Consider the following 26,611-nt stretch of genomic DNA (forward strand, 5'->3'; position numbering starts at 1 on the left):
TAGCAGTTACAAAAAATTATTATTTATATGCTTATAAAAAAACATTATGCAACTAATTTATAGATATGTATAAACAAGTACTTAAATATGCTGTAGCCCAATAGTCTCAAGGACTTTAGAGCTCCAACACTATATCTAATTATGAAAACATATATACAAATAGGCTGAGATTGCATCATTAATAATGTGATGGCAATCACCAATATATGAAATAAAAATGATAATTAACCACAAAAGCCGCGATTAATGTAAGAATATTTTATCAAAAAATAGATTTTTCCAACTCAATATGTATTCACACCCATCATGAAGAATGTGTGTTTTTTATACATTCAGCTCACATTTCGTGCAATAAAGCCATATAAATGGAATAAAGATCACCATTAATATAATTAATGCCTACTATAAGTAACAAATAACTCAAATTAGAAATAATAACGATAAATATTTACTTTAGAATACGTTTAATTTCCGCAATCGATTGCCTTGATCGATAATAAAAAAGAGAGCATATGCTCTCTATTTCTTATTCATTACCGATAGCGTCTGTGAAACAACCAGAGTAATGTCATCATTACCCAAGGTGAATTTGAGCCGCCGGAACCTCCGCTGCTTTCCCCTTGATTTTCAGCGACACTTTGAGTGCGAACTTGCAGTTCATATTCCGCTGTTTGTACTGAATCATCGACAAATATCACTTTATATTTCAGCACATCGTAAAGTGTTTCTTTTCGCTCGGCTGGTGCGGTGTACACTAACGTCGTGCCGTTGATGATCACTTCTCCATGCAAAGGCGGCGTTAAAATTTCAATCGAACGAATGTCACTGTCATCGTGCTCACCTGCGGGCCGGAGTAGGATCTGCTCACCGTAGACCACCGACACACTTTCGTCGTTGATCGCAATCGCGCGATTACGCACCACCAGTTTGATGGTTTTCGCCACCCGACCACCCTGGTTGTCTGCCACGACGACAGTCAAAGGATAGACCGTTCCGTTGTTGGCATCGGATGGGATCTGTACCTGTATCCATGAACGCTGCGGATGAGTGATCGACAACGGCGTCTCCTGACTGACCGACCAACGATAGCTGTGACTATCGGAATCCACGTCCCGGATATTCTTAACCGCAAGTGTGACCAACTGCCCCGCTTTCACCGAATTTAGCGGATAATCAACCTCAAATACTGGCAAATCATTCACTGCGCTGATCGTTACACTCACATTGGCATAGTTAGACGCCACACCCTGACTATCCACCAGGCGATAAGTGAAGTGATCGACACCATTGATATTGGCCGACGGTGTGTAAATCGTACCACGAAAACGTCCTTTTGAAGGTGGCTGACCGATCTCAACACGATACACTTCATTCGCATTGAGATGCTGGTCATTGGATTTGACATCGACTGTCACCGACTGATCTTCACGCATGACCACAAAATCATCCATCGTAACAACATCGCTGGCGATCTGCTCTTCAAACAGAGCCGCAAACGGAAAATTATAGTAGGCGCCGCGGCTCAAGCCATAAGCGAGATACTCATCTTTTCCCCCAAAATATTGTTCTTTGCGTTGCCCATCGCCCAAATAGGCATCAAGAAATTGAGTGGAGTATTCCGCGGTACCATTTTCAATTTCCAGTACTAACATGGACATGCCCGGCTCCAGAGCCACAGGCGCCGGTAAACGAATTTGCCCGCCACCGACAGGGGCCACACCGCTGGCCAGTTCACGGCCATCAGCCAGATCAAAATGTGCACGACCTAAATTCACGTTGTACGGATAAACGCGTAAAACGTAACGCATAGGTAATGCGACCGTGTTTTCCTTTGCGTAAAATTGAAAACCGACTAAATGCTTCGGCGTATGACCCACGTCCACAGCAAAGCCAAGCGCATCAATGCCGTTTCGGTATGAGACATAAGTGCGCCCGAACGACGTCAACCATGCCGACTTTCCTGCCGCACTCGGAATATCGAGACTAAAGCGAGCCGCGTTCGGATCGCTGACAATGCCACGCAGGGCGATATTGGTTTCACGCCCGGCGGTGACTGTCATCAGCGAAGGGAGTGACGCATCCGATAACTCCGTGATCTGTTTACTGCCGGGAAATACGTCGCCGTCATCGCCTGTCGAATGGCCATTGTCCAGTAGCCCGTGATTGTCCGCCTGTAGGATCTGTACCTGCATCGGCCCCTCAGCATTGAACATGTGGTCAACGCTCACGGATGTGACCAGCAGACCTTCAGCGGGCAGTGCACGGTCATACCCAATGTTACGTCGGTTTTCGATGTACGCACGTGGGCCAAACTGCTTCAGATAAGGGTCGAGGTGAATCACACTTTCACCCTGCGCAGTTTGTACTGTTTGTGCACCGCTTTGAGACAGTACTTTAGGCTGGATGAAACCGGCTGCCTCCTTGCTCCATGCCAACATGTTGACCGGCGTCTGGCCCGAGTAGGAATCTCCCGGCTTACTCCCCCAACTGCCACTGCCCATTAACCCCCACTGCCCGATAGAACCATTGTGTCTGTAGGAGTAAAGGTCCGGTAAACCCAACATCAGATGCCCCAGCTCGTGCGCAATTACCCCCATTGTGGACTGGTGGTCGTGTTGAAAATCAGCGAACAAACAATACGCGCTGATGGTTTTTCCATCCAAAGTTACCTGCCTATGGCTGTATTTATGCGGCCATATCGTTGGTGTTTTGTTCGTCCCACTTGCCTTGTCATTCCCGGCAAAAACGAACATCACAGACAGTTCTCTGGGTTCAATGTTTCCGTCACCGTTATCGTCATACGTTGATAAATCAAAATCTGCGTCCAGCGCCTGATAGGCTTTCTCAAACGCAGTGTTCAGTTTTGTCTGACACGTGTTATCGGTCTTTGAATGACAGTTGGGATGATTGATGTCGAGAGTGACATGCACAATGCCATCATTCTCCGTACCCGATGTTTCTCGGGCAGGTACAACCTTGTAGCGACCATTGCTGTTTTTGAGAAAATAGTCCTGAACACTTTGCTGGTTGATACCAAAAACGCTCGCCTGAAAGTCATTTACCATGACCTCGTCTTGAAAACTGACTTGCACCACCAGCAAAGGTTGTTCTGTCACCGCGGTTTGCCCTTCGATGGCAGGGGCAAACTGTCTGCCAGTCGTCAACGTAAGACGGCGCTTTCCCGGCGTCATTTCCGTTGGTGGCACAGACAAATACACGGGATCAATCGGGTGAGAATGAATGTTGGCATCTTGTGGTGGCGGAGCCTCACTCGCCAGCACTTCAGTCGAAACGACTCGCTTTTGCTGCTGCTCGTAGTAACCGTAGTACCAGAGCCCATCCTGCTCCTGAATGTACAACGTCCCCTGACGATCCTGATACCAGAACATATCTTCCGATCCCATCAAACGCAGATCTTTGACCGAACCATCACTGAACGTCATTTGATGCCAGACCGGCGCAGGCAAGGTGGTGCCGAAAACGGGCGTCACCAATAAGCTTGCCAGTAGCCCCGCACTAAGTGCGTTGTTTTTTATCATTATTTTCTCTCGTTATCTGAGTTAAGTACTCCAATTACCAGAAAAATGGAAATTGGAGCTAAGACTCTAACAACGAGGTTCTATCCATACCAATTAAGTTTTCAACTGATACCATAACTAATTTTTATATTTATATTCAGTCATTTAGAAACGTTATAAGCAAATAAGAAGATGTTATCGCCACACTGGAGAAAAGAAAAAAGGCACCGATTAAGGTGCCTTTGCATTTTAGTATGACGTACTTACTCTGTTGGTTGAATCGTCACCGGAGTGAAGGTTGCCGTCGCATTGCCTCCCGCCCCAGGGCGGTCTTCATAGGTCGTGTTTTGCATCAGTGTGTAGTACACGTCCACAAAATCATCGTCGTTCGTCAGCAGACCATCTGGGATCACATCGATAATTTTACCGGTGATCTGAGCAATGATCGCATAACCCTGAACTTCCGGATCCGGGATCATTTTCAGGATTTCTTCTGCCGCCTGAACCAGCAGTTTTGCCAACTCTTTATAGTCCGTGCCATCGTCCTGTTCCATCAGGATCATATCCACTGCACCCCAGCGGTAACGAGGCCACAAGATAATGGTTTGACCCGGGTAATAATCTTGTTTGTCGTAATCCAGGTAAGGCATTTCAACCAAATCGATTGCAGGCTCATCGCGGCTTGGATTGACGCCCGTAATGATGGCGTAAATTTCGGCCTTACCTGATATCCATGGTTCCATATCGTCATTCAAGCGGATCTTAGTCAGTTGCGTTGTGTTCAGCGGTTCAACACTGTCAGTGCTGGCTGAACGGCTCATTTTACTGAAACCCTCGGTGCTCTCTTTGGTTGACAACAGAGTACGCTGACCCAAACGCTGCATCTCAGCTTGCATCGCCTGCAGGCCTGCACGCAGTTCCTGAGCACTGTTACTGTCGACAACGAAGACCGGAACATCCGGCATTTGATACACATCCAACTGATGAAGCTGACCGTGAATGTCGTAGGCCTCAACATATTGCCAGGAAGAGTCATCGCCGGTTGGTTCGAATGCAAATAGCGGGCTTTCACCCTGTTTCCATTCTTCAACCATCGACGCGTCCGCCAAACGCAACTCCAGAATAGAATCAGCAAAATCGCTGATCCCTTTCATTGAGCGGAAGTTGGCATCGGTTTTTTCCATCTGCTGACTGAACTGAGAATTCGGCTCAGCCGTTTTCAAGGTGCTCAGCGACACAGATAATTGATCGGTGCTGATCTGAGACTTAAGTGTCTCTTCCAGATCCGCGTAGCTTTCACTCAGTTGCAGCGCTAGCTCCTGCTTTTGTTTGGTGATCGCTTCGGCTTTCGCCTGAGCGCTCATACTATCACCTGATGAAGATTTATCATCAGACTGACAACCAACCATCGCCGTAGCAAGCAATAAAGTGACAGGTATTATTGGTCTCATAAAAAGAATCCTTATTGTATTTCTTATCATTAGTAGAGCAGTTACTCCACTCCTCAAAACCTATCAGTAATCTTAATAAGTGAAAGAAAAACGATTCATTACACCTCAGTTTTTCCACTCAAGATCACTTTTCCAACCTTTGATTTGATATTTAATTTTACCTAAATTAGACATGTCAAATTTATAATCCACTAAACTATCAATATTTAGTTTTATAGACTAAAAAGGCGTTCTAACAGAACGCCTTGCTATATTAACTTTCAGATCAGTAAGTCGCCTTAAGCTCAACACGCCCACCCGGATGCTGTGCATCCAAACTGAAATGGACGTAACCTGGCTGCTCTACTGTCATTTCAACATACTCGTTACTGCCTGCGTGTTGGGAAGCAAGATCAAAATCCTCCGTAGATGCCCAGCTTTGACGCCCGACATACAGGTCCACCTCTCCGTCTTTCTCGCCGACAGACGACAGCCACACTCGTACGACAGCCGGCCGGTCTACATACAGACCGGCATAACGTGTTTCGTTAATGTCCAGGTTCACAGCTTGTCCGTTCGTCAACAGCAGAGGGGTTAAGTCGTCTTCTGCTTTCGCCGGTGAACTGGTTTCCACTTGGCTGATCACTTCAACATCACTGAACGACTCGCGTGCCGTCAGGCTGAAATAGTAACGTCCCGGAGCGATAAAACCGTTGCTTTGTGGTGTGAACGTGATGACTTCATCACTACCAGAGCCATATTCGGAAACCTGATAATCGTAGTAATGCGCCACTTTCTGGTAACTGGCGTACAAATCAGAATCGCCGTCACCACGTGTTGTCACAGTAAACGACGTGACGCCGTCTGGAATATCAATATAGAACTGCTGCTCTTCATATTGATCGGCAGAGAAATGCGCTGAATGATTCATACCGAAACTTGGCATGACATCGTCGCTCTGATCACCATTATCGTTATTATCATCGCCATGATCCGTGCCTGGTTCTTCGCTGCTGAGTGTTGTTAACCAAGTAGCAAACTCGCTGTCGTACTGAGGCCCGAGTCGCTTCACTTCTTCCGCCCACGACTGGTACTCGCCTCTGCGGCCAAGCTGAAGCAGACGATCAACGTCAGCCGGGTAGTTTTCGATCATAAAACGCACTGCTAGGTAACCCCAGCGATAGATGCGGTTTACGTCATGGTTGTAATCCGTGGCAAACACATCGCTCAGCGAGTAGTTGGCGTCCGAGGCCAGATCAATCGCTGCCTGATAGCCTTTCTTGTAATGCATGTATTCCGCAAACCCTTCCAGCCACCACACCATGTTGCCGTGGCTGAGCGTATCACCGAAGCCGCCATATAAGTTGAAGCGACCATCGAGATAATGAACATACTCGTGTTCAAGGTTAAGGATCGCCAGATCGTCACCTGAATCGTAACGGTAGGCCAGAAAACGAGCGGTGTTGTTCGGATCCGATGGTGTGCCTTCCAGATACTGACCACCATTGTCGGTACTGTTGCCAAACAGGAAGTTGGAATAAGTGACATAAGCGTCGTTACTTGGCCATACCACCACTTCAACCTGATCGTTGTGGTCGTCGGCCACCGGGACGGCGCCCGAGTTAACCACATCGTGGAAGTCCGCCTCTTTGGCTTCCAGTACATCACACGCTTTTTGAGCTTGTTGATCGGACAAATTCTGCGAACGAATGATTGCCGGTCCATGACAAGTGTAACGATTCGGCAGCAAACGTTGCTCCAGTTGCGTTTTTCCTTCCGCCAAACGCAGCTCGGCGCCCCGCTCCGGCGCGTAAAACAGGATCATTTCTGCCGCCGCCAACCAAAGACGCTCACCCGGCGTGCCAATTTGATGCTGTTGCAGTGTCTGCTCCATCATCGCCAACACCTGTTCACGAAGCGTGTCGTTGCGCGTGGCCAGAAGACGGCCAGATTCACGTACGGCGTTGTACACCAAAAATTCTGCATCGGTACCCAGTGCCCACTGATTCTGGTCAACAAACGTTTTTAGGCGTGTCAGGTACTCCGGATGGCGAGCCATATCATCGTAAAACGCGCTGCGCGAAACATGGCCGGACATCGCGCGGAAGAGGTTGTTGAGGCCATCGACATATTGCAGGTTCTGCGCACTTTCACGGTCAAACGAATCCAACATGCCCAGCATGGAGTCCATCGCCAACGGCAGTTGTTTTACGCTGTCAACCATCAGGCTCATCCCTGACATCGCGTCCACTTGATCTCGGCCCAAGTCGCGCGCGAATGGAGAGCGTAGGAACTGATCAGACAGTTGAGCCAGAGACTGACTCATCGCTTCTGAGTAGTAGCCGTGTTTATCTTGCGTGGCATAGCGGGCAAAATACGCAGCGCGTACAAACTCACTCAAGTTGGCGATTCGCTTGGCCTGTGCGTCCTCACCACGATAGTGAGTGACTTCTGTCGCCAACGCACGCTGGATTTGTTGCAGTGACGCTTCACTGTATAACCCTTGAGCTGCCTCTTCTGGCGCATTGTACCAGGAGCGGAAACAGGATTGTTCCGCGTCCGAAATATCAGCAATGATATCCGGAGACTGGATGAGATCCTGATATTCGCATTGTGCAGCAGCAGTGGAACTGACACCGGCCAGCAACAGCGCCGTGACCAGTTTCTTGGGAACGAATAGACGTTGATTGTGTTTCATACGCAACACCCTTTTTATAGTAATGATTTGAGGCTGCGTTATATCAACGATTAATGCTTAATATAAATCCAAATGCATAGCCTTTTAGAGGCTGGTTCAAAACTTTCGCCAAATAAGACAATCGCAATCGATAAAATAAAACATATATTTAACAATCAGTTAGCCAGAAAAGAAACTGATACGAAACTCACTAATCTGGTCATCATAATATTGCTGCCACTCACTGTCCGTCAGGTTGGCAAAGCGGCTCTGACGCTGTTGTTCAAGTGTGCGTTTTAATCTTTCCAGCTGTTGTTGATAGCTCTGAGTCTGCGTTGTCTGCTCTGCCACTTGCTGCGCTCTGGCTTGTATGTCGTTCGCTTCCGCATCACTTAGGTACATTGCCGCAAGCTGCGAAGACACCTGTTCTCTTTGCGTCTGGCTATATGAGTGAGGAATCAGGCTGAGGCCTCTTTCGTATTTGGCCGCAGAGCTGACTAAACCGATCGCTGCTTCACTCTTATGCCATTGATTGAGTAAGTGGCGATAAGATTGCACAAACTGATCGGGGCTTTCGGTGGCTAACTGCTGCGTTTCCAGACTAAAGTCATAGACGGCAAACTCGTCAGCAAACACGATGTTGGCAGCCTCTCCCCATGTCTGTTGAGCCAGGCGCTTAACCTCTTCAACTCTGGCCTGCAAGGTCGCAAAATCACTGAGTGAGGTGCTGCCAAGACTCTGCTGCCACTCCTGATTCAAACGTTGATAGTGCGCGATTAACTGATAACGCTCCGGCGTCAACATGGTTTGTATTAAATCGAGCTCCAAGGCACAGCTATCGCGATCCAGACACTCACGCCAAAACGCTTCCACCTGAAAAACAAAGGCTCGCCCCTGTGCGTCTTCAAGCCGCTTTGCCAGATCCATCAAACGCTCGGATGACTCGCGGCTGGGTGAAACCGAACTCGGTGTAGGCACACTCTCAGGTACCAAGCCCGATGAACCTGAAGGCTGATCGGGCACTGAGACGGGCTCCGGCGACAAGACAGTTGAAACTGGTGCCGAGCTGTAACGCCACCACAAAGTGCCCGCCACAACGGCAAGCACAGTGACTGAGATAAGGCGATTCATTCTTTGATGACCGCACTGACCGGGAAGTGATCCGACAGATTGTAGTGTTTCCACAAACGTTCATCCGTTGAACGCGGGACATCCACGCGATTGTCGTTGTAAGCCTTAATGCCATACTCATTGCTCACCATCACGTAATCTAAATATTCCACGTTCTCACCACCTGACAGAGCTTCACCAGCGAAGTCGTTGATGCGTGGGTCAAAGGTCGATTCCGTATAACCCGTATACTGAGGCTCAATCGCACTCAGGTTAGCGATCATCTGTTGATAGTCACCTGGGAATTTACGCTTGTTGACATTAAAATCACCGCTGTAGACCACCGTTTCATTGGCAGGAATCTCGAGAGACTGTGCCATTGCGCGCATCTGTTTAAACTGACGTTGACGGTAGTCACGTGCCGTATCGGTATCGTAAGAAGCCGTGTGAGTCGCAAACACATGGTACGCCTTACCACCTTTGATGATCTCGGCATAATTCACGCCCTTATCGGCGAAACAGTCCGTACCGGTGCAGTCTGGAAATACATACTGAGCCTGATTCACAATGGGGTAACGGCTGACAATCATCACACCGCCGTCATAAATATTGACGCCATCTTTGTCCAGCATCTTGGTCTGATAAGGATACTCTTTGGCAAGCTCACGCAAAAACTCGTCGCGGCCCCCCGCAAACACTTCCTGAAGCGCTAACACATCATAGCCTTTGACATATTCCGGAATAATGTCAAAACGGTCGTCGATGTGGGAGGCAATCGCAGGTAACGCCCAAATGTTGTAAGTCATCATCTTCAACGTATCTTCGTCCGGCTCTGGCTGCTCATCAATTTTGGCGGGGGTGATAGTGTAGTAAAGATCATCGTAACGAGCGGTCTGAGCCGATTTAAATGCCAGCTCGGCCGCACGGTCACCAAAACTGTCGCTGTCGAAGCGATGTACATTGCGATCGTCTTGCAACTGCAGACCGACATCGGAAGCCGAGACACCGTATTCGATAGTAGAATTGTACCAGTGGCCTTCCATTACCTGGTTTAGGGTAACACTTTCCCCTTGCGGATTAGACACAACAGTATGGAAACGATAGGTTTCACCGGATTTCACACCTTCCCAACGATTAAAGCTGATCACCTGCTTGGTTTCCCATGGCCCCAGCACTTCAACATGCTGTTGCCATTCTTCACCGTATTGCAGTAAGTCCGATCCTTCATGGTTGACCTGTATGGTTAAAGTTTGATCAGAGTTATTGGTCAGATACACATCGGTATCTGCAACGGCAGGAAGCGCCAGAATTGAAGCTAACAATACATTCCACTGCGTAAGATTCATTTTTCCATCCTTTGTATAAATTTGAAGGCTAGAATCTAGAGCATAGAAGTTACATATTTTTTATAAATAAGTTACAAATAACACATTGAGTAATAATATGAAATTTGTGCTCAACATCTTATTTTATATATTTATTTAACAACACGGCACACGTAATAAATATTTATCCTATGTGCAGATAAATTCAATATCCCTAATAAAGTGAAAGCACTACATGCCCGACAATGGAGCTTTTGCACTAATTTATTAACACAATACTTAGTTAAGATAAGTCATCAAGTGAATTATTATTCATAAAACGCAACTAAAGTATCTATAAACTACTAATTTAATGACTGTTTTTGTAGTTAACCAATTATGTTGATTATGGAACTAATATCATTTGATTAATGATTTTGTTATTGATCATTTCTTGTCCTGAATATAATTTGTTACAAATCAGTTACAGATTTTATCGTTCAAAATGAAAGCAAGAATTGTATTTTTATTATCGTCATTGGTGTCTTTTTTCGCCCTTTCGACACCCACTCCTAATGATGAAATGTTATTAAAGTCGCTTATTGAACGTGGCGTGATTTGTAGCGGATTGTCCTACGAGCAACAGCAAGAAGCCCTTCGGATATATCTTAATCAGAAAGCCAGAAATAAATTAAATCACAACAAGGATCTCAAGGTCGATGACGCGTCCAAAAAGGCGTGTATTGCACCTGACACAGAAGTCACTAACAACGAACCTTCTTAAAGCCTGCTTTAAGAAACCGTTGGCTATTCGGAAAACAAAAAATAATAAGGAAATATCAATGAAACCTATGAGGAAAACATTGCTCGCAACTGCAATGCTCACTCTTTTTAGCGTCAGTGGTTACGCGCAAACTCCAGCTGACATGGGGGTTGTTAACGAAGAGAAACTCATCGAAATGCTCGTTCGTAAGGGCGTTGTCGATGAGAATGCTTCCGACACAGCAAAGCGTGAAGCTCTGGATAACTATCTGGAAGCTAAAATCCGTTCAGGCTTCAAAGGAGACGCACAATTTGGCAAGAAAGCGCTGGAGAAGCGTGCCAAGGTGCTGAAATCGATTGAAAAGCACAAAGGACACCAACGTGCCAGCGTGTTTGCTCTGGACGTCAGTCAAAAACGTACCGACAAGGTTCTGGCCCTGTTGATCGACTTCCCTGATCTGCCTTGGGACGACAACAAGCTGACCAAAGAGCATACTGAAATGCTTTACGACAGCTATGAGCCACACCACTATCAGAATCTGCTGTTCTCAGGCGCCGGTTATGCTGGTCCGAACGGTGAAAATCTGATCTCGATGCGTCAATACTACGAAAGTGAATCTGGCGACAGCTACAGCGTTTCCGGTCAGGCCATGGGCTGGTACCGTGCAACCAAAAACGCGGCTTTCTACGGTGGTAACTCACCAACCACAGACAATGACATGAATGCTCAGGAGCTGGTGCGTGAAGCGCTGGATCAACTGGCACGTGACCCGAACATCAACCTGGCAGACTATGACGTTGAAGACCGCTACGACTACGACGGCGACGGCAATTATCGCGAGCCCGATGGTGTTATCGATCACCTGATGGTCTTCCACTCTTCTGTGGGTGAAGAAGCTGGTGGCGGCGTGCTGGGTGCAGACGCTATCTGGTCTCACCGTTTCAACCTAGGCCAATACCATGTACTGGAAGGCACCAAGAGTAATGTTCCGGGCCGGTTTAACGGTCAGTTTGCCGCGTTCGATTACACCATTCAGCCAATTGATGCTGCGGCAGGTGTGTGTGCGCACGAATACGGCCATGACTTAGGTCTGCCAGACGAATACGATACCCAATACACAGGTAAAGGCGAGCCGGTTTCTTACTGGTCAATCATGTCTTCCGGTAGCTGGGCTGGTCAGATCGGCGGTACACAGCCAACTGCCTTCTCCTCTTGGGCAAAACAGTTCTTGCAAAACTCCATTGGCGGCCGTTGGATCAACGATGATCAAATTACCATCAATGAGCTGGACAAAGGCGACCGCGTTTTCACTCTGTTCCAAACGACCGATAATGATCGTCCGAACATGGTGAAAGTGGATCTGCCTCTGAAACGTATCGAAGGTCTGAAGCCGTATGAAGGACAATACTCCTTCTACTCAGACAAAGGCGATGATCTGAAAAATAGCATGTCACGCACCTTGTCTGTGCCTGCTGGCGGTAAAGTGACACTGAGCTTCAAAGCTTGGTATGAGATCGAGAAAGACTACGACTTCGCCCGAGTGAAGGTTAATGGTCAGGCGATCGCTGGTAACATCACCACAATGGACGACCCTTACAAAACAGGTCTGGTACCTGCAATTTCGGGTATTTCCGGTGGTTGGATCGATGCGGAATTCGATCTGAGCGAATGGGCAGGTCAGGATATCGAGCTGGCGTTTGACTACGTCACCGATGGTGGTCTGGCGATGGACGGTCTGTACATCGATAACATGGTACTGGATGTTGATGGTCAGGTTACTCCTGTTGACGACGCAGAAGCAGCTTCAACGTTTGCTTTCAACGGTTACCGCCTGACAGACGGCTACCACGAAGCGCCACACTACTACCTGCTGCAATGGCGTAGCCACAACGACGTCGACGAAGGTCTGGCAAACATCAAACGTTTCGGTCAGTTGATGTCGTTCGAACCCGGTCTGATCGTATGGTATGTCGACGAGTCGATGACAGACAACTGGGTGGGTCGTCACCCTGGTGAAGGCTGGCTGGGCGTAGTTGATGCGGATCAGAACGCGATGGTTTGGGCCAACAGTGGCGAAGCAGCGCAAACGCGTTACCAAATCCGTGATGCGGCCTTCTCGCTACAGGATCAGACGCCAATGCGTTTGGTTAACGGCAGTGGTGATGTTCTGGAAGATGTCAGCCTGATTGGTACGGCGTCATTTGCAGACAACCAGGATTACTCGAACCCACAATCACCAGATTCCGGTCGTAAACTGACTGAGTTTGGTCTGGAAATCGAAGTGATCGACCAGGCTCCGAACAACGAGTACGGCGTTATTCGCGTTTCGAAAGCAGCCGACGACAACATCGCTCCAGAAGCAGGCTTTGAAGTGCAAGTTGACGGCCTGAGCGTCAAAGCATTCAACCATAGCGTTGACAAAGACGGTCAGTTGGTTAGCTACCTGTGGGATTTCGGCAACGGCCAAACCAGCGATGAAATGGCACCAGCCTGGTCTTACGCTGAAGCAGGAAGCTATCAGGTTTCTCTGACTGTTACGGACGACAAAGGCGCAACCGACACCATCAGCAAGCAGGTGACCGTTGAAACACCGAATGCGTTGCCTGAAGCGAGTGCTAAATACATCCACCTGGGCCGTTGGGTCACCATGTGGTCAACCAGCACAGACAGCGATGGCCGTATTGTGGACACTGAGTGGACGCTGCCAGGTGGTAAAGTGAAACGTGGACGTATCTTTACTTCCATCTTCCCAAGCTATGGCGAACATGAAGTTAAGCTAACCGTGATGGATAACGACGGTGCAACAGTAACGAAAACCATCGTTGTGGATCTGTAATTCCCCGATTATTCCCAAGTTCCATGGGAAGCTCCTGGCGCAACCTTCGGGTTGCGCCTTTTTTGTATGCGTTTATTGGGATTGATCGTGAATGCGCTCCAGCGCTTCAACACGTCGCCACTGCACCGAGTCAAAACGTTGCTCCCGGAGCACGGCAATCTGTTGCTGTTTCTCTTGTTCACCCAACCATTCATCTGACAGAATGGCACTTCGTTGCTGCAGATAATCATTTAACTGAGATTCAAATGACATGCGCTGGTTGTCCAGTTCAGCCAACCGCTGCGCCCCACTCTCGCCCACCAGTTCGGCCCGGATCAAATAGCGGTTCTGCTCACTCTCAGCATCTGCTGCAATCAACCCGGCAACCATGGTCGCGTTCTGTTCACTTTTTTGCAGATAGTCTGGCAGCTCAGCATTGAGTGCCGCCATTTGGCTACGTTGATCAGCCTCGTCCAGAGCGTGCGCTGTGATATCCAGCTTGTCCATTGCCAACTGTCGCCAACGGTTTTCGTCACCAAATAACAGGGCTTGCTGCTCAGGAGTAAAGTACTCACTTTGCAACGCAAGTAACGCTTCGTTGAGCGCGACCAGTTTTTCACGCGTGCTTTGATTGGTATCCGGCAGTATCAATTGAGCCAGCGCCTTCTTATAACTGACGTATTGTGCGAACAACGTTTCATCCACCAGCAGTTGATCGTTTTGACTGGCGTATTCGTCGACTTCCTCACGTAAGCGGTTTAGATCAGTTTCACCCAATCCGGCCAACGCATAGTCCAGTAAATCCCGGCTGGACGATTCATCAATTTCGGTGTCTTGTTGAGATGGTGTTTGCAGCCTCGCCGGCTGAATGTCCGTCGGCTGCGGCCATAAAAAGACCGCACCGGCGCTCCCCAAGGCGATCATCAATGATAATACCAGTGCGGACTTTTTCATCAGTTACTCCTTACAGACCTTGTAACTTTAAACGATTAGCATGTTGACGGTATAACGTCACCGGATCGGTTTCAAACAGATGGTGCACGCCAAGCAAGCCGTTAATTTCATCCAGGTGATTCATTTGGTAGTCGTCACGAATCACTTTACCAAGGTGCGTACTGCAGACCCCAACCAGTCCATCACTCGGCCCATCAAAGGCCAGACCAAGAATCGTCATCGCCGCGTCCGTCGGATCTAAAAGGTTGGTAAAAGTGGATGATCCGGTCCAGGAGTAGTAATACACCCCGTTGTCCGCGAGAAACTCACCGTCACCGCATTCTGAGGTCGGCACGCCTTCCGGATAGTGCTGATTAAACGCCAGTGAGCCTTCGGTGGTCAGAGCAGCCAGTGATGCCAGTGGATCCTGTTCAAGATCACTGCCGCCAGACAACAGGTTGATCAGCGTCACCAGACCTTCGGCCAGTTTGACGGCAATCGCCTCGCCAGCCGAGCCATCGGCAACGGCGCCACGAACCAGATCCGCGACTTTCGAGCCTTTATTCACACCACCGACACTGGTCACTGAAGCAACCAGATCCGGCCGCACTGACGCAACGTAGCGCGCTGTCGGCCCGCCATGGCTATGACCAATTAAGTTCACCTTTTCGGCACCCGTCGCTGCCAGCAACATCTCAACCTGAGACAGTAGCTGCTCTCCACGCAGTTCGCTGCTGTTAGTCGCTGAAACTTGAGCCACATACACCGAGGCTCCGTCTTTGGTGAGTGAATGTGGGATGCTGTAGAAATAATCGACACCAGCCAAGGTGTCGAAACCAAACAGCCCATGTACCAGCACAATGGGATAACGCGTTTGGGTATAGCCAGTATTGTCCAGTGCAGATGCGCTCGTAGAAGCTAGTACGAACGGACTGAACAGGCAGAGAGCAACTAAGTAGAGTTTCATTTTCAATGTATTATTCCTTATTCTGATTAGACCTCGGAGGAGTAGATCAAAAATAGAAGAAACATTGACGAAATGAATAATCGGAGTATTAATAAACTCAATTAAGTGTGACGATTAGTCATAATTCAACAGAATCGTTAAACATGAACAAATCAATACCGAACAAGGCACGATAAAAATCAAAACAGGTTAATTAATAACTTTTAAATCAATATAATCCTGAAAAGTCTCCATCAATAAAAACCTTGATTTATTAAAGGATAACGCACAAAAGCGCAGCCACATAAGTTAGCATAAACCACTGAATAAAAAAGAAGTTACTTAATTAGAGTTAACTTAAATTTCAACAATTTAAAACAAAACTCACCTTTCGTTTTTATAATTCAACTTGCATAAAATAAGTGCGATAAAAAATAAGAACAAAAGTATTAATAGTGTCAGTTTCCATATTTGTACGTTTATTGTTCTTTATAAGCGTTTTTTACAATTATTTGATCTTCATACCAATTAGAAATAAGCAAACCAGAGACAACTTTGACTTTATATATAAGTTTCATTTATAGGTCAGTTCTGTTCTAACAATAAGTGGATAATTATGAAAAAATCTCTCTTACTCGCTATGTTGCCTTTGACTGCATTCGCTCAAACTGGTGAAGTTCAGTTTGAACCTCAACCACTGACGGCTGCTCAGGTGCAAATGGTGCAAACCGCCAACACCTACACTTATGTACGCTGTTGGTATCGTCCATCTCAATCTCACGACGATCCTGCGACCGAATGGGAATGGGCACTGGATGCCAACGGAGACTACTACAAGCTGAATGGTTACTGGTGGTCTTCGTGGTCATTTAAGAACATGTTCTACACCAGCACACCGCAGTCTGAGATCCAGCAACGTTGTGAAGATACACTCAACGTCACGCATGACACCGCAGACATCCTGTTCTTTGCTGCCGATAATCGCCTTTCGTACAACCACACTATCTGGAGTAATGACCAGGGTTCAGCTAATGCAATCAACAAAGTCGTTGCTTTTGGCGACAGCTTGTCAGACACCGGAAACCTGTTTAACGCATCACAGTGGGTATTCCCGAACCGTAACTCCTGGTTCCTCGGCCATTTCTCGAACGGTCTGGTCTGGACAGAGTACTTGTCTAACAGCCTTAACCTGCCCCTTTACAACTGGGCAGTCGGCGGCGCGGCAGGTTCAAACCAGTATGTTGCTCTGACCGGGGTAACTGAACAGGTCACGTCTTATCTTGAGTACATGCAACTGGCACAGAACTACAACCCGGCCAACACCCTGTTTACGCTGGAGTTTGGTCTGAATGATTTCATGAACTACAACCGCAGCGTGCCAGACGTAAAAGCGGACTACAGCAGTGCCATGCAGCGCCTGGTTGCCTCTGGTGCGAAAAACGTGTTGTTAATGACATTGCCAGACGCGACGCGTGCGCCTCAGTTTAAGTACTCCAGTCAGGAAGAAATCGAGAAAGTGCGGGCGAAGATCCTCGAGTTCAATGAGTTCATAAAAGAAGAAGCTCAGCGTTATCAGGATCAAGGCATCAATCTGGTCTTGTTTGATACTCACAGCCTGTTCCAGCAAATCACCACTAAACCAGAAGAACACGGCTTTGCTAATGCGAAAGATGCCTGCCTGGACATCAACCGCAGTTCAGCCCAAGACTATCTGTACAGCCACAGTTTTACGGATGAATGTGCCTACCACGGCTCAGATAAATACGTGTTCTGGGGCGTAACGCACCCGACAACCGCAACGCATAACTACATCGCCACTCAGATGTACCCACCGGTGATCGCCACCTTTAATATCCAGCCATAATCGGTTCAGTTCAGAGGCAGAGCGTTGGCTCTGCCTCTGTGTCAATATCGCCCCGAAATTTTGCATTCAAGTCAGTTTGCAGTTAGCTTTAAAGGAACAACGACGTACAAAATAATATCGGCGGGCCGCCCATGAAGAATGCGTTCAAAGATCCACGAGCAGTGTTCACCGGTATCTTTGATTCCGAAAATCAACCCCACGTACTCAAACTCATTTCTGCCCTCACCGCGGTTATCTTTGTTGTTCTGGCGATCAAAAACTATCTGATCGGCCAAAGTGTTATTGCCACCACGCTGTTACTTTTCGAATGTGCCCTTCTGGCCGAAGTCTATTTTACGCTGAATGGCAAAGCGCACCCGTGGCGCTATATGGTTCCACTCGCGCTGATCGTCTTTAACATTGTTCTTGCGGTGGTGATATTCGGCACACTCGCAACTTACTGGGCATTTCCCGTCGTCACCACCATCGCGTTTCTTATCGCCTCACCCGTGTCCATTATTGCCAACGTCACGATATTGCTCGGTTGTTCACTGGCAGCGTACGCACATCAGGAACTCTCAGAAACGCTTCGCTTTACCGTGGCGCTGCTGGTCTGCGGTTCCATCAGCCAGATTGTCGTTGAAGCCGTCCGCGCCCTGCAGAGCAAGCTGCGCTATTTGTCGACTCACGATCCGGTCACCGGTACGCTCAACCGCCGGCAACTCGACAACTTCCTCACCATGGCGCTGGAAGAGAAAAACCAGGCGGTTCCATCAACGATTGCCATCCTCGACATCGACAACTTCAAACAGATTAATGACAACTTTGGTCACGATGTCGGCGATCAGGTGATTCAGCGGATCACCCAATTGATGAAAAACGAATTCAGCAACGACAGCGTCAAGCTGTTTCGGGTCGGAGGGGATGAGTTCATGTTATTGATGTGCGGCTATCCGCTGGAAGTCGCCCATCGCCATTTGCGCTCGCTTTGCGCGCAAATCCGTCAGCACACCTACCCCTGTAATGTGGTTGTGACCGTCAGTGTCGGGGTTGCTGAGTGTCAGTCTGAGGAAAACGGGAAACTCTGGATGAAACGCGCCGACATGGCACTGTATACCTCAAAACGCTCTGGACGCGATGCCATTACGGTCGATGGCATTCATCAAGTAGTGGCGCTGAGCTACTCCGGCTCGGATAATCTCCAGTAGCCACACAGAGGCCGTGAAAGGCTCGCCGAACTGAGGTATAGTGCGCGGCAAAGTCCGAATCCACGAAACTGCTATGAAATCACCTTGTATCGCTGCTTGTAAAAATCAGGGGGGCATCTGCCTTGGCTGCAACCGAACCATGGAAGAAATCATTCAGTGGCGCCACCTCTCCGACGATCAACGCGATACCATCATCGATTCGCTGCAAGGAAAAATCACCAGCCATCAGTGCCCTTCCTGTGGGCAAAATGCTCAGTGTGATATCGCCGCTGGTAAAAATCACTGCTGGTGTTTCGAACTAGAGCAGCGTGATACTTCATCTATGGAAAACAACGATCAATGCTTGTGCCGCAAGTGTCTGACATCACTGCCGATTGAATAACTAAACTCCATCCATACAAACAAATAATGCATTAATTTATCTAATCCGAAAGATAGATTTTTATCTTGCGTCAGATCACATTTTTTGATTGCTTAACCGCCTGAGCGGCACTAATATCCTGCGCCAGAAAGACCCGTATTTTTTCTTATTATTAGCCGAGCTGTTTCAGGCCGGCTAAGGCTTCGTTTGTTCTGATTTTTAGTGGAGATAAAAGATGTCTGCTTCATTTCCTTTGGTGAAATTGACGTTTCTTATCGCGATTCTGACCGCAGTCGGTCAGATGACTCAGACCATGTACGTTCCGTCTATCGGTCACATGGCTGGCGAGTTTTTGGTGTCCCCTGCTTCTTTGCAGGCAGTCATGGCGTGCTATTTGATCCCATACGGTTTGTCACAATTCGTCTATGGGACATTGTCAGACAGATTGGGCCGCAAACCTATTATCGTCGTGGGTTTGCTGATTTATATTGTCGGTACCATCGTCGCATTGTTTGCGCACCAGTATGAATGGTTCCTGGCGGGTAGCTTTATTCAAGGCTTGGGCATTGGTTGTGGTGGTGCGATGTCTCGTACGCTGACGCGCGACTGCTTCAGTGGTGCAGAGCTTCACCGTGCCAACAGTCTGATCAGCATGTGTGTGATTTTCTCACCCTTAATCGCACCGGTTTTGGGTGGCTACCTGACCGAAGCCTTCGGCTGGCGCTCTAGCTATATGTTCCTGGCCTTGTTTGGTATCGCCGTGGTGATCACCATGATGACCAGCATGATGGAGACCTTGCCAAAAGAGCGTCGTAAACACGAGTCGGTCACTCACAGCTATAAATATGTGTTATCCGACAAACGTTTTCAGGGATACCTGATCTGCCTGGTGGCGACTTTTGCCGGAGTGGCGGTTTTTGAAGCCGCAGCGGGTGTGTTGCTGGGCGGTGTGTTGCAACTGCCAGCCACCACAGTCAGCCTGTTGTTCGTCTTACCGATTCCTGGCTACCTGGTGGGTGCAGCCCTTTCCAGTGTGATCGCTCAACGCCGCTCTGAAAAGTTGGCCTTGAATGTGGGAATTGTTGCAATTGTACTGGGTTCCGTCATCGTCATGGTGCCAGGGCTATTTGGTGAAACTACAGCTCTGACCTTAGTCGGTGGTGCGACAGTCTATTTCCTGGGCGCGGGTATACTTTTCCCTGCAGCCACCACAGGTGCACTGGCACCACTGCCGTACCACGCTGGCACCGGTGGCGCGATTCTGGGCGGCATGCAAAACCTGGGCGCGGGTATCGCCACGCTGATTGCGTCTGCCGTTCCCGCCCACAGTCAGTTGCCCCTTGGCGTACTGATGTTGGTGATGTCGGTATTCGCCATGCTTGGTCTGCATCGTGTGTTCAACAAACACGACCCATCAAACGAAATGCCATTGGCTGTATAAAAAAACAAAGGGAGGTGCTAACCTCCCTTTTTTGTTGTCGATGCTTGGTCAGGCTCGGTCGCGTAGCGCCGGTGTTTCGAACTGAACACCACTCCAGCCATGCTTCATAAAATTGCGAATATTTTGGTGATCGTCTCCGACCGGATTACTCAGCACATCCTGACGGTAATAACGACCAAAGCAGGCCAGTGTTTCATCCTGAGCCAATTCGTTCAGCAATGCGAACGCGAACACTTTGCAGGAGCCATTATTCTGGTTTTCATCGTTTCGGGTATCACCATTGATAAACGCAGTTGGCGTAAACTCGTAATGCGCATCAATAACAGCCATAGTTTGTTCAAATTCAACGTTTTCAGGGTCCTGTTTGATCAGTTGAACAAATGCATTCAAATCCATATGTCGCTCTTTTCACTTGTTGATTGGGTGGACTAAGACAATAGCTCATATTTTCCGTTGAGGATAGGCTCGCCTATTTCGATTAGGATCCTATATTTATAGAAGCAGAATAAAGGTAGGTCGCTCTTTATGATTGACACACAGCAGTGTTTAACCCATCCGCAGCTGCACGCTGACAACATCTCTGACTGGCAACACATCGTCGACCTGGTCGCACGGCTAAGCCACACTTCCAATGCCGCGATTATCCGTTCTGATCACAACGGACATAACGTTATGCTGGCCGCTTCTCATTCAGAATACTTTATTCCACAGCAAGCCGTTGTTGGCAGTGCCATGCATGATCTTGTCCATCGTACGCTGGATGTCAACGCGCCACTTTGCGCTGAAACAGCAGAGCTGCCTTTTAAGTGGTTTATCGCTCAGTCGATTACCTTTTCCGGTGGAAAATCTTTTGGCATTTTGTGCGTGGCTTTGCAAGAAGCGCCGGCGTCTGAAGCTGAAACCACCGCGTTAGTCGCGCAGTTTGCCCGCTCGCTCGGAAAAGACCTGACGATTACCGACCAGATCCAAGGCTCACTCGCTCTGAATGTGAAAGACACACAGACAGATGTGCTCAACCGGGGCGGATTTACGTTGCTGGCCGAGCAAAAAATTAAAGACGCACCACGCACTCAACTTTCCATCGGCGTTTTATCAATCGACATTAGCCGTATTGACGAAGTGATCAGCGCGTATGGCGCAGACAAAGCCCAGCAATGCGTCGAAACACTGGCCGAAGTCATGCACAAAGTGTGTCGAGAAGCCGATATCATCGGGCGTTTGCATGATCACTCGTTCGCTATTGTCTCGCTGCTCAACACCCGCCGTGAACTGAACCAACTGGCGCAGCGCGTCCATAAAGATTATCTGGACATGGTCACCGGCACCGAAGACATCAGCCTAAGCGATCTGACCATTGGCATGCACATCACCGACTGCTTTAGCAAGCCCACACTGGATGAACTGCTTGAAACTGCTCGAAACGACTCCGCCTAATCCACGTTTCTGCGGGTGATCCTGATTAAAGTTTCTACTCTACTATGTTGCATAAATGTAAAGCTCATTTAGAGTAGAGATTTACCTGTCGATAACACGGACTGAGTTATGGAATTATTACAAGATTACCCGATCATCACTGAAATCCCGGTCGCCTGGGGCGAAATGGATGCGCTCAATCACGTCAACAACGTCGTCTATTTCCGCTATTTTGAAACCGCGCGCCTTGATTACTTTGCCGGACTGGAACTGATGGAAGAGATGGCCACCACAGGGATTGGCCCGGTGTTGAGTGAAACCCAATGCCGTTACAAACTGCCAGTCACCTACCCCGACACTTTGCTGGTTGGCTCTCGGGTGACCGCTATTGAGGAAGATCGTTTCACGATGGAATACCAAATCGTCAGCAAAAAACTGGGGAAAGTCACCACCGTCGGTGAAGCGACCGTTGTGATGTTTGATTTTAAAAAGCAGCAAAAAGCCAGAGTGCCTGAACGCCTGCGTAACGCCATATCCGCAACCGAGTCCAATACCTGATTTCATGTTATTCAGCCGGCCTTGCTGCCGGCTTTCGGCTCTTTGTGAAACAAAGGCTTAATACAACCTGCACGTAACTGTCATCTTTCAAGACTATGGTTTTTAACCAATTTGTCATGGAGGATATATGCGTTCCGTTTTTAAACCATCTCTGCTAGCAGCACTGTGTGCCAGCACGCTTCTCGGCTGTACGACAGCCCCTGTTGACCCTGTCAGCCAGCTCAACATCCAGTGTCAAGCGCCCCAGCAACCCCGCCAGCAACTAAGCGGTATTACAGGACTTCGCTTACTGGGCACCTCGGTGGCCAACAGCAAATTTGCCACCTCCGCAGCAGAAATTGTCAGTTACGACACGTGTAGCGATAAATTATACGTCGTGAACGCACAGGCAAAACGGGTGGATGTACTGAACCTGGACGCCACTGGCCGCCCTGACAAAGAGGGCGACATCGACTTGCAATCAGCAGCGCGTCATTCCGGCACCCGCATCGGCGCCGCAAACAGTGTCGCGACGCATCACGGGCTCATCGCCGTCGCAATTGAAAACGGCGACAAGCAAGCCAACGGCATTATAGCTCTGTATCGCTCTGACGACCGTTCACTCATCACCACGTATCCAGCAGGTGCCCTGCCAGATATGGTCGCCTTTTCCAAAGATGGTCGTTACATTGCGGCCGCCAATGAGGGTGAGCCCAACAGTGACTACACGAGAGATCCAGAAGGCAGCGTTACGCTGATCGATTTATACGATGGTCCGCTGGATGCCAAAGTCACCCAAATTGACTTTCGTGACTTCAATACAGGCGAACAACGCGCGGCAGAGCTGAGCGACTCGGTTCGTATTTCCGCCCCCGGAGCCAGTGTGGCCCAAGATCTCGAGCCGGAATACCTGAGCTTTGATCAGGCCGGAAAATTGTTTGTTGCGCTTCAGGAAAACAACGCAATGGCTAAAATCGACGTCGGCTCAGCACGCGTTGACGCGATTTACGGGCTCGGTGGTAAGTCTTGGGAGACAGCCACTCTCGATGCCTCAAATAAAGACAAAAAGACTGGCAACCTGCACAGCTATCCTCAACTTGTGGGGCTTTATATGCCTGACTCTATCGCCACTTACCGTGTCAATGGAATAAGTTACATTGTCACGGCAAACGAAGGTGACGGCCGTGAGTATGGTGTAAATAACACTCAACAGCAGTGTGAAGCACAAGGTTTTGAATGGGACGGTGATGACTTAACCGGCACTTCAGCATACCGTACAGAAAAAGACTTTTGTATTGCCTACAGTGACGAAGTCCGCGGTAAGAAGCTGAAAGTCGATGACGCTCATCCATTGAAGGCGGCGCTACAAGACAATCAACAACTGGCTCGCCTCAAGGTCATCAAACCCGCAACCCAACTTGGAGCGGAAGATGTCGTGCAAGCTTTTGGTGCCCGCTCTTTTTCAATCTGGCGTGAAGACGGAACGCGCATGTTCGACAGCGGCGACCAATTTGCCCGCATCGTATTAGAGCAAGATCGTGCCCACTTCAACAGCACTAATGACAACAACATCAGCGCAGATGATCGCAGTGATGATAAAGGATCTGAACCAGAAGCGATTGAAGTCGCCACGATTGATAGCCGACACTATGCGTTTATTGGCCTAGAGCGTCAGGGGGGCATTATGGTGTATGAGATAACCAACCCAACGCGCGCGCGGTTCATCAGCTATACCAACCCTCGTCATTTTGCCGAAAAGGTCTGTATGACGGTCAAAGACGGAGATTGCGCAGATGATATCTACAACCCGGCGGCTGGCGATTTAGGCCCGGAGTCGATCAAACACTTCGTTCGTCATGGGTTGCACTTCCTTGCGGTTGGTAATGAGGTCAGCGGGACAACCTCTGTCTATCAAATCAGATTCTGATCACCACGAGCGGCCGGGCAACCGGCCGTTGTTGGTCTGGCGAAAACTCCTCGGCGTCAAACCATGCCAACGTTTGAACCCCGTACTGAAATTCGCCGCATTCGGATAACCGACCATTTCACCAATATGCTGAATGGGCCACTCGGTGGTAGTCAGCAAACGTGCCGCGTACTCCATTCGCATTTTGGTCAAATGGCTTTTAGGGCCATGACCAAAGTGCGTCAGACACAGCCGATGAAAGTGAGGTGCTGAGCAGGGGTAACGTTGAGCGAGCTGTTCAATACTCCAGTCTTTGTGCAACTGACGCTGTGCAACATCAAATACCCGACGTAATCGTTGCACCACACGCGGCACGTCACTTTCCCCGGCCGCATGCATCAGCAGTTTGAGCTGCCCCACCGCATGGTGGGCCACAGCTTCCCTGAGCGATGAGGGCAGATTCGCCGCGCGAACTAAACTCAATACCGCAGCATAGGTCGGCTCCGCAGTGGGGGTTAATCGATACACCACTTCATTCCCCAATGTCGGCCCGGTTGTAACGCCAGGCTCTAAGAACAACCACGCCAACTGCCACTCTTCCTGCTCGATACCAAAGCCATTTTCTGTCTTGGCTGGGACATAAATCAAAGAGCCAGGTTCCAGTACGTAGCGTGATGCGCCAGACTGCAGCCAGCCCTTACCTTTTACAGTGTAAAGTAGCATGTGTTTTTGCTGGTGTTTTCGATACACCGAGAACATATCTCGCGCCGTCGCCAGACCGCATTGTGCGATGCCAAGCTCAGCCAGCGCCAGTATCTGAGCATGGTCAATAAACTCATGATGAGTCTGCTCTGAGATCTGAAACCGCTCTTGTTTCTCTGCAATCATGATAGTTTGACAAAAGTTTTTGATGGAAAGAGAGAATACTTTATCCCCCACATGAGATTAAACTCATTGCATAATTTTATTGGGAAGTTTGCGATGCTCTCGTCAGTTCATCATCTCGACAAACCGTTTTGGCAAAAACTGTTGAAAATTGGTCTGCCTGTTTCTCTGCAATCGATGCTGTTTTCACTTTTGGGTGTGGTTGACATCTTTATGGTCAGCCAACTTGGCGAACATGCGACCGCAGCAGTGGGCGTCGGAAACCGGATCTTTTTCTTCAACATCATTGTGATTTTCGGTGTCAGCGGCGCAGTCAGCGTACTGGCTTCGCAATATTTTGGCGCTGGTAACTTTGCAGGCATTCGTCGCACGCTGGCACAATCTTGGGTACTTGCGATTGTCATTACTATACCGTTCGCGCTTTGGTATACGTTTAAACCGGATTATGTTGTTTCGCTGATTTCTAACGATGCCCAGTATCTGCCTCTGGCCAGCGATTACCTGCTGCTCACAGGAATGAGTTTGTTGTGCTCTGCATTAGTCATTCCTTTGGAGTGCGCGCTGCGTTCGGTTGGCCAGGCCGCCTTACCGACGCGTATCAGTATCTTCGCGGTGCTTCTTAACGCCTTGCTAAACGCTCTGCTTATCTTTGGCCTGTTTGGTTTTCCGGAGCTTGGCGTCGCTGGCGCCGCACTGGGGTCAACCCTTTCAAGGATTGCACAAACCATCGCACTGTTTTATGTGGCGTATAAACGCTATCCGCACCTGTTCCCGGATAAAACAAGCTGGGCAGAATGCCATCTCAAACCACACCGCAAGCGTTACATCAAACTGGCAACACCGCTGATCATCCATGACACCGGCTGGGCAGCTGGCATTATGGTTTACAACGTGATTGTCGGTCAGCTCGGTGTCAGCGAACTGGCCATCATTTCATTACTGGCACCGATTGAAGGCGTATTGATTTCAGCTTTTCTCGGCTTTGCCGTAGCGGCATCGATTATTCTCGGCAATGAAATCGGCGCGCAAAACTATCGCCGTGTCGAGGACACAGCCTGGTGGTATGTACTGATCAGTTGTACGCTGGCGTTATTGCTCGCCCTCGCCTGCCTGGCAGCCGAGCCCCTCATCGCTTATCTGCTCAGCAAAAGCCCAATCAGCCATGATGATCTGGCCGTCAAAGTCTGTTTGGTGATGGCTTTTGGTATGGTGCTGAAGGTGTTCAACATGGTCGGCATCGGCGGTGTGCTGAAAAGTGGCGGAGACCTCAATTACAGTATCTTTATCGATTTGTTCGGTCAGTGGGCTATCGGGATCCCGCTGGCGTATTATACCGGGCTGGTACTGGGTTGGCCGTTGCATTGGGTCATGATGGTGATTCTGCTGGAGGAAGTGGTCAAGATCGGCCTGACAACCCAACGCGTCCGATCGAAAAAATGGATCAACAATCTGGTTGAAGAGCCGGAAACAACGCCAGCTTAATAGGCGGCAGTACCAGCGAAAATTGAATCAAGGCGCCGC

The 26,611-nt window shown here is 48.9% G+C and carries 18 protein-coding genes; 9 read left to right on the forward strand and 9 right to left on the reverse strand.

Annotation, left to right across the window (positions count from 1 at the left end; genetic code table 11):
* Positions 1-533 precede the first annotated feature (533 nt).
* From VPR01S_RS07530 to VPR01S_RS07550, 5 genes are all read right to left on the reverse strand, one after another.
* Positions 534-3,539, reverse strand: coding sequence for a M6 family metalloprotease domain-containing protein (locus VPR01S_RS07530; protein ID WP_021704710.1), 3,006 nt, complete (start codon positions 3,537-3,539; stop codon positions 534-536).
* Positions 3,540-3,781: 242 nt separating this feature from the next.
* Positions 3,782-4,969: a DUF3103 domain-containing protein gene (locus VPR01S_RS07535; protein ID WP_040902409.1), complete on the reverse strand. Its 1,188-nt coding sequence runs from the start codon at positions 4,967-4,969 to the stop codon at positions 3,782-3,784.
* Between the two features lie 265 nt (positions 4,970-5,234).
* Positions 5,235-7,646: a M9 family metallopeptidase gene (locus VPR01S_RS07540; RefSeq protein WP_021704712.1), complete on the reverse strand. Its 2,412-nt coding sequence runs from the start codon at positions 7,644-7,646 to the stop codon at positions 5,235-5,237.
* A 159-nt stretch (positions 7,647-7,805) separates the two neighbouring features.
* Entirely contained in the window at positions 7,806-8,756 is a 951-nt protein-coding gene (locus tag VPR01S_RS07545; protein WP_040902412.1) for a hypothetical protein, read from the reverse strand.
* Positions 8,753-10,081, reverse strand: coding sequence for a sphingomyelin phosphodiesterase (locus tag VPR01S_RS07550; RefSeq protein ID WP_021704714.1), 1,329 nt, complete (start codon positions 10,079-10,081; stop codon positions 8,753-8,755). The genes VPR01S_RS07545 and VPR01S_RS07550 overlap by 4 nt, the downstream gene beginning before the upstream one ends.
* Before the next feature lie 800 nt (positions 10,082-10,881).
* Between VPR01S_RS07550 and VPR01S_RS07560 the strand changes: the two genes are divergently transcribed.
* A complete protein-coding gene (locus VPR01S_RS07560; protein ID WP_021704716.1) occupies positions 10,882-13,638 on the forward strand; it encodes an immune inhibitor A domain-containing protein in 2,757 nt (918 codons plus the stop codon).
* Between the two features lie 72 nt (positions 13,639-13,710).
* On the opposite strand, the gene VPR01S_RS07565 is transcribed toward VPR01S_RS07560, so the two are convergent.
* On the reverse strand, positions 13,711-14,571 hold the full coding sequence (locus VPR01S_RS07565; RefSeq protein ID WP_021704717.1) for a lipase secretion chaperone: 861 nt from the start codon (positions 14,569-14,571) through the stop codon (positions 13,711-13,713).
* Between the two features lie 10 nt (positions 14,572-14,581).
* Positions 14,582-15,517 (reverse strand): esterase/lipase family protein, encoded by a 936-nt coding sequence (locus VPR01S_RS07570; protein ID WP_021704718.1) that lies wholly within the window; start codon positions 15,515-15,517, stop codon positions 14,582-14,584.
* A 592-nt stretch (positions 15,518-16,109) separates the two neighbouring features.
* On the opposite strand from VPR01S_RS07570, the gene VPR01S_RS07575 reads away from it, so the two are divergent.
* From VPR01S_RS07575 to emrD, 4 genes are all read left to right on the forward strand, one after another.
* On the forward strand, positions 16,110-17,360 hold the full coding sequence (locus tag VPR01S_RS07575) for an SGNH/GDSL hydrolase family protein (RefSeq protein WP_217997205.1): 1,251 nt from the start codon (positions 16,110-16,112) through the stop codon (positions 17,358-17,360).
* Between the two features lie 131 nt (positions 17,361-17,491).
* Complete coding sequence (locus tag VPR01S_RS07580; RefSeq protein ID WP_021704720.1) at positions 17,492-18,547, forward strand: GGDEF domain-containing protein; 1,056 nt, start codon at positions 17,492-17,494, stop codon at positions 18,545-18,547.
* Between the two features lie 73 nt (positions 18,548-18,620).
* Positions 18,621-18,929 (forward strand): cysteine-rich CWC family protein, encoded by a 309-nt coding sequence (locus tag VPR01S_RS07585; RefSeq protein ID WP_040902417.1) that lies wholly within the window; start codon positions 18,621-18,623, stop codon positions 18,927-18,929.
* 214 nt (positions 18,930-19,143) lie between these two features.
* Complete coding sequence (emrD, locus tag VPR01S_RS07590) at positions 19,144-20,349, forward strand: multidrug efflux MFS transporter EmrD (protein WP_021704722.1); 1,206 nt, start codon at positions 19,144-19,146, stop codon at positions 20,347-20,349.
* Between the two features lie 48 nt (positions 20,350-20,397).
* Here the strand turns inward: emrD and VPR01S_RS07595 are convergent, their stop codons facing one another.
* The gene (locus VPR01S_RS07595) at positions 20,398-20,745 is read right to left on the reverse strand and encodes a HopJ type III effector protein (RefSeq protein WP_021704723.1); all 348 of its coding nucleotides are present in this window, start codon (positions 20,743-20,745) and stop codon (positions 20,398-20,400) included.
* A 129-nt stretch (positions 20,746-20,874) separates the two neighbouring features.
* Between VPR01S_RS07595 and VPR01S_RS07600 the strand changes: the two genes are divergently transcribed.
* From VPR01S_RS07600 to VPR01S_RS07610, 3 genes are all read left to right on the forward strand, one after another.
* Positions 20,875-21,783 (forward strand): diguanylate cyclase domain-containing protein, encoded by a 909-nt coding sequence (locus VPR01S_RS07600; protein WP_021704724.1) that lies wholly within the window; start codon positions 20,875-20,877, stop codon positions 21,781-21,783.
* Positions 21,784-21,891: 108 nt separating this feature from the next.
* Positions 21,892-22,320, forward strand: a complete 429-nt coding sequence (locus VPR01S_RS07605) for an acyl-CoA thioesterase (protein WP_021704725.1) — start codon at positions 21,892-21,894, stop codon at positions 22,318-22,320.
* Between the two features lie 127 nt (positions 22,321-22,447).
* A complete protein-coding gene (locus tag VPR01S_RS07610) occupies positions 22,448-24,226 on the forward strand; it encodes a choice-of-anchor I family protein (RefSeq protein WP_021704726.1) in 1,779 nt (592 codons plus the stop codon).
* On the opposite strand, the gene VPR01S_RS07615 is transcribed toward VPR01S_RS07610, so the two are convergent.
* The gene (locus tag VPR01S_RS07615) at positions 24,227-25,090 is read right to left on the reverse strand and encodes an AraC family transcriptional regulator (protein ID WP_040902445.1); all 864 of its coding nucleotides are present in this window, start codon (positions 25,088-25,090) and stop codon (positions 24,227-24,229) included.
* Positions 25,091-25,186: 96 nt separating this feature from the next.
* On the opposite strand from VPR01S_RS07615, the gene VPR01S_RS07620 reads away from it, so the two are divergent.
* Positions 25,187-26,572 carry an MATE family efflux transporter gene (locus VPR01S_RS07620; RefSeq protein WP_021704728.1) on the forward strand — a complete coding sequence of 462 codons (1,386 nt, stop codon included), beginning with the start codon at positions 25,187-25,189 and terminating at the stop codon, positions 26,570-26,572.
* The last annotated feature ends 39 nt before the right edge of the window (positions 26,573-26,611 follow it).

The organism is Vibrio proteolyticus NBRC 13287 (genome assembly GCF_000467125.1).
Lineage (GTDB): Bacteria > Pseudomonadota > Gammaproteobacteria > Enterobacterales > Vibrionaceae > Vibrio > Vibrio proteolyticus.

What these genes read in the sequence shown, in the direction of transcription:
- VPR01S_RS07540 (WP_021704712.1), bottom strand. Translation starts at nt 7,646, where the DNA reads ATGAAACACAATCAACGTCTATTCGTTCCCAAGAAACTGGTCACGGCG.
- VPR01S_RS07605 (WP_021704725.1), top strand. Translation starts at nt 21,892, where the DNA reads ATGGAATTATTACAAGATTACCCGATCATCACTGAAATCCCGGTCGCC.
- VPR01S_RS07585 (WP_040902417.1), top strand. Translation starts at nt 18,621, where the DNA reads ATGAAATCACCTTGTATCGCTGCTTGTAAAAATCAGGGGGGCATCTGC.
- VPR01S_RS07600 (WP_021704724.1), top strand. Translation starts at nt 20,875, where the DNA reads ATGATTGACACACAGCAGTGTTTAACCCATCCGCAGCTGCACGCTGAC.
- VPR01S_RS07565 (WP_021704717.1), bottom strand. Translation starts at nt 14,571, where the DNA reads ATGAAAAAGTCCGCACTGGTATTATCATTGATGATCGCCTTGGGGAGC.
- VPR01S_RS07550 (WP_021704714.1), bottom strand. Translation starts at nt 10,081, where the DNA reads ATGAATCTTACGCAGTGGAATGTATTGTTAGCTTCAATTCTGGCGCTT.
- VPR01S_RS07545 (WP_040902412.1), bottom strand. Translation starts at nt 8,756, where the DNA reads ATGAATCGCCTTATCTCAGTCACTGTGCTTGCCGTTGTGGCGGGCACT.
- VPR01S_RS07595 (WP_021704723.1), bottom strand. Translation starts at nt 20,745, where the DNA reads ATGGATTTGAATGCATTTGTTCAACTGATCAAACAGGACCCTGAAAAC.
- VPR01S_RS07535 (WP_040902409.1), bottom strand. Translation starts at nt 4,969, where the DNA reads ATGAGACCAATAATACCTGTCACTTTATTGCTTGCTACGGCGATGGTT.
- VPR01S_RS07580 (WP_021704720.1), top strand. Translation starts at nt 17,492, where the DNA reads ATGAAGAATGCGTTCAAAGATCCACGAGCAGTGTTCACCGGTATCTTT.
- VPR01S_RS07610 (WP_021704726.1), top strand. Translation starts at nt 22,448, where the DNA reads ATGCGTTCCGTTTTTAAACCATCTCTGCTAGCAGCACTGTGTGCCAGC.
- VPR01S_RS07530 (WP_021704710.1), bottom strand. Translation starts at nt 3,539, where the DNA reads ATGATAAAAAACAACGCACTTAGTGCGGGGCTACTGGCAAGCTTATTG.
- VPR01S_RS07570 (WP_021704718.1), bottom strand. Translation starts at nt 15,517, where the DNA reads ATGAAACTCTACTTAGTTGCTCTCTGCCTGTTCAGTCCGTTCGTACTA.
- emrD (WP_021704722.1), top strand. Translation starts at nt 19,144, where the DNA reads ATGTCTGCTTCATTTCCTTTGGTGAAATTGACGTTTCTTATCGCGATT.
- VPR01S_RS07620 (WP_021704728.1), top strand. Translation starts at nt 25,187, where the DNA reads ATGCTCTCGTCAGTTCATCATCTCGACAAACCGTTTTGGCAAAAACTG.
- VPR01S_RS07560 (WP_021704716.1), top strand. Translation starts at nt 10,882, where the DNA reads ATGAAACCTATGAGGAAAACATTGCTCGCAACTGCAATGCTCACTCTT.